The following is a 4,185-nucleotide window of genomic DNA, read 5'->3' as shown; positions in this document are numbered from 1 at the left end:
GCCCCGGTCCCCGAGGTCCGCGGGCCGCCGCCCGGCTCAAGCGGTTCTGCGGCTTCGCGCCAGGTACCGCTGCGCGACCACGACGACGATGAGGAATCCGCCGCTCACCACGGACTGGTAGGACGAGTTGAGCGAACCGATCTGGTTGATGAGGTTCTGGATCACCGCCAGCAGGAGCACGCCCCACAGCGTGCCGCTGAGGGAGCCGGCGCCGCCGACGAGGAGGGTGCCGCCGATGACGACGGCGGCGATCGCGTCGAGCTCCATGCCGACGCCGATGATGGTCACGCCCGAGGAGAGCCGTGCCGCGTTGATCGCCCCGGCCAGGCCGGCCAGCAGTCCGCTGAGCAGATAGACGGTGAGCTTGACCCGTGCCACGGGAAGCCCCATGAGCACGGCGGCGTCACTGCTGCCGCCCACCGCGAAGAGCGTCTGACCGAACGAGGTGCGCTGGAGCACCACGCCGCCGGCGGCGAAGAGCACCAGGGCGATCAGGATCGGGTGGCCGAAGCCCCAAACGCTGCCCTGGCCGAGCTCGGCGAACGCCGAGTCCTTGGGCACCAGATAGGTGGTGGCGCCCTCGTCGGTGATGGCGAGCAGCAGCCCGCGGGCGCCCAGCAGGGAGGCGAGCGTGACGATGAAGGGGGCCATGCCCACGCGGGCGATGAGCACCCCGTTGAGCGCGCCGATCGCTCCGCACACCACCAGCGGCACCAACAGCGCCGGGAGTACGCCCCATTGGGAGGCCCATGCGGCGAGTACGCCACCGAGGGCGAAGACCGAGCCGACGGAGAGGTCGATGCCACCGGTGATGATCACCATCGTCATGCCCAGCGCGACGATGGCGAGGAAGGACGCCTGCACGGTCACACCACGGGCGTTGTCGAGCGTGGCGAACGTCGGGTAGACGAAGGAGGCGATCACGACGACGAGGAGCAGGACGGCGAGCACGCCCTGCCGCTGGACGAGCGAGGCGACGCGCTGTCCGCCGGACACACCGGTCCCGGCCTCCGGGCCGGCCTGCCCGCCGGGCCCGGGCGACGGGGCTCGTGTCCCGGCGGGGTCGAGAACTGAGGAGAGTTTCATCGGGATCGGCGCTCCCGTGCAACGTAGACGGCGACGATGATGATGGCCGCCTGGGCGATCTGGGCGGTCGAGTCGGGCAGGTCGTGCTTGACGAGCGTGGCGCGTAGCAGCTGCATCAGCAGCGCACCGGCAACGGTGCCCAGCACCCGGATGGAGCCACCGCTGAGCGGTGTCCCGCCCACGACCACGGCGGTGATCGCGGACAGCTCCATCAGGTTGCCCAGGGAGGAGGGATCGCTCGCGGTGAGTCGGGCGGTGGCCAGGATGCCGGCGAGTGCCGCGAGTACGCCGCACAGGATGTAGACACCGGTGAGGACGCGCTTGACGGGCAGGCCGGCCAGGGCCGCGGCGGGCCGGTTGCCGCCGATCGCGACGACCTGCCGTCCGAAGGTGGTTCGGTGGACGAGGAAGGCGACGGCGAGCGCAAGGACTCCGGCGATGAGTACGACGAGCGGGATGCCGAGGAAGCTCCCGGTGCCGAGGGCCAGCAGGTCGGGGTTGGCGATCTGCTTCAGTTGCCCGTCCGCCATGACCAGGGCGATTCCCCGGCCTCCGACGAACAGCGCGAGGGTGGCGACGATGGGTTGCAGGCCCACCACCGAGACGAGGGTGCCGTTCACCGCGCCGACCACCGCTCCGGCCAGGAGCGCGATCAGCAGGGCGGGAACGAGGCCGTAGCCGAGGTAGAGCGGCAGGACGGCTGCCGCCAGTGCCATGGCGGAACCCACCGACAGGTCGACGCCCTCGGTGCCGATCACCAGGGCCATGCCCAGGGCCACGATGACGACGGGGGCGACCTGGATCAGCTGGGTGCGGAGGTTGTCGGCGGTGAGGAAATGCTCGGTGAAGAAGGCGTTGAAGAGGAGGAGCGCGGCCACCGCGGCGTACACGCCGTACTCCTGGAACCACGCGGGTCCGGGCAGCCGTGGCAGGCTCCGCCCCGGCGCTGCGGGGGCGTGGGTGGTCATCGGAGGTCCTCCTTGACGGCCGGGACGTCGGCGGCCGGGACGTCGGCCGCGAGATCGGCGGGGACATCGGCTGCGGCCCGGCCGGGAACCGGGGCCTGGGCCGGGTCCGGTGCCTGGGCCGGGTCCGGAAGTGCGGCTCGGCCCGGTGCCGCGTCGGAGCCGGTGTCCGGGGCAGGGGCCGCCTCTCGGTCCGGGAGCGTGGCCGGGGCGGAGTCCGGGGCCTGGGCCGGGTCCGGTGCCCGGGCCTGGTCCGGGGCCGGGGCCGCGGCCGGGGTGGGGGTCGCGGCCGCGTCAGGGCCGGCGCCCCGGTTCGGAGCCGGGTCCGGCAGCGGGGCCGGGGCGGAGTCAGGAAGTGCGGCTCGGCCCGCGGTCGCGCCGGGGCCTGCGTCCGGGGCCGGGTCCAGCGGGTCGGCGGTCCCGGCCTCGCCGTCCGCACCCGCCCCCGCCCCCGCATAGGCATCGGCATCGGCATCGGTGCCGGTCTCCGCCCCCGGCGGGACCGGCGCCGGCGCGTGGTCGGCGAGCACCGCGAGCAGCGCGGCCTCGCTGACCTGGTCGCCCGTCAGCTCGCCTGCCGTCGCGCCGCCCCGCAGCACCACGATCCGGTCGGACCCTTCGATGAGTTCCTCGATGTCGGAGGAGATCAGCAGCACCGCGAGCCCTTCCTGCGCGAGCTCGTCGATGAGCGCCTGCACCTCGGCCTTGGCGCCGACGTCGATGCCGCGGGTGGGCTCGTCGAGCAGCAGCACCTTGGGTTCCAGGCACAGCCAGCGGGCGAGCAGCACCTTCTGCTGGTTGCCGCCCGACAGTTCGCCGACCTTCTGCTCCGGGCTCGACGCCTTGATGCGCAGACGCTTCATGAAGATGTCGACGATGCGGTCCTGCCGCTTGCGGGAGACGGTGCCGCCGCGGGAGAGCCGGGGCAGGGCGGCGAGCACGATGTTCTCGCGTACGGAGAGGCCCGGCACGATGCCCTCGGCCTTCCGGTCCTCGGGCAGCAGGCTGATCCCGGCGCGGATGGCGCTCGCGGAGGAGATCCGGCGGAGCACCCGGCCGGCCACGCTGATCGTTCCCTTGTCCAGGGCCAGCGCGCCGGCGAGCGCCTTGGCCGTCTCGCTGCGTCCCGATCCCAACAGGCCGCCGAGACCGAGCACTTCGCCGGGGTGCAGATCCAGCGATATGTCGTCGAGCCGATGCCTGCTGGTCAGTCCGTTCGCGGTGAGGACCGGCTTGCGCGCGATGTCGTGGTCCTCGTCGCCGAAGCTGGTCACACCGTGCCGACGGACCTCGGTGATCTCCCGGCCGAGCATCATGGACACCAGCTGCACCCGCTCGAGATCCGCCAGGTCGCCGGTGTGGATGTGCCGGCCGTCGCGGAGCACGGTGACGCGGTCGCAGACGCGGTACAGCTCGTCCATGCGGTGGCTCACGTAGAGGACGGCGATGTTCTGCCGGCGCAGATCGCCGATGACCCGGAACAGGGTCTCGACCTCGCGCGGCTCCAGGGACGAGGTGGGCTCGTCCATGATCACCACTTGGGCGCTGACCGACACGGCGCGGGCGAGCGCGACCATCTGCTGGGTGCCGACGCCCAGCGTGTGCAGGGGCCGGCGGGGGTCCACGGTGACGCGGAAGCCTTCCAGCAGGGTGGCGGCCTCGCTGTGCATCCGCCCGAAGTCGATGAGTCCCAGCCGGGTCCTCGGTTCGCGCCCGAGGAAGATGTTGCGGGCCACGCTCATCAAGGGGACGAGGTTCACCTCTTGGTAGATCGTGGAGATGCCGGCCTGCTGCGCCTCGAAGGGCCGGGCGAAGTGCACCTGCTGGCCTGACAGCAGCAACTCGCCGCCGTCGGGGCGGTGGACGCCGGTCAGTACCTTGATCAGCGTGGACTTGCCCGCCCCGTTCTCGCCGACGAGCGCGTGGGTCTCTCCCGCACGCAGGGTGAACGAGACGTCGTCGAGGGCAACCACGCCCGGGAAGCGTTTGCTGACGCCGCGGGCCTCCAGCACCGTCGGCGTGGGTGACGGCGGTTCGCCGGTCGCCGCGGACGCTGCCGCTTCGGGGGATGCCATGAACTCGGCCTTCCGGAGATCGTGTGGGATGGTTCCCGGGCCGCCGCGGGCATGAGCAC

General features: G+C 72.3%; 2 protein-coding genes and 1 pseudogene. All 3 read right to left on the bottom strand.

Annotated features, from left to right (window positions below):
* Window positions 1-36 precede the first annotated feature (36 nt).
* Window positions 37-1,086, bottom strand: a complete 1,050-nt coding sequence (locus tag ACWGH4_RS32215) for an ABC transporter permease (protein WP_453467105.1) — start codon at window positions 1,084-1,086, stop codon at window positions 37-39.
* The gene (locus tag ACWGH4_RS32210) at window positions 1,083-2,054 is read right to left on the bottom strand and encodes an ABC transporter permease (RefSeq protein ID WP_005308015.1); all 972 of its coding nucleotides are present in this window, start codon (window positions 2,052-2,054) and stop codon (window positions 1,083-1,085) included. Before ACWGH4_RS32210 ends, ACWGH4_RS32215 begins: the two co-directional genes overlap by 4 nt.
* Before the next feature lie 494 nt (window positions 2,055-2,548).
* A pseudogene (locus tag ACWGH4_RS32205) lies at window positions 2,549-4,126 on the bottom strand (sugar ABC transporter ATP-binding protein); the annotation flags it as partial.
* Window positions 4,127-4,185: the final 59 nt, after the last annotated feature.

This window comes from Streptomyces sp. NPDC054847, assembly GCF_053610925.1.
The sequence above is the reverse complement of the archived record's forward strand: the minus strand, read 5'-3'. Positions and strand labels throughout refer to the sequence as shown.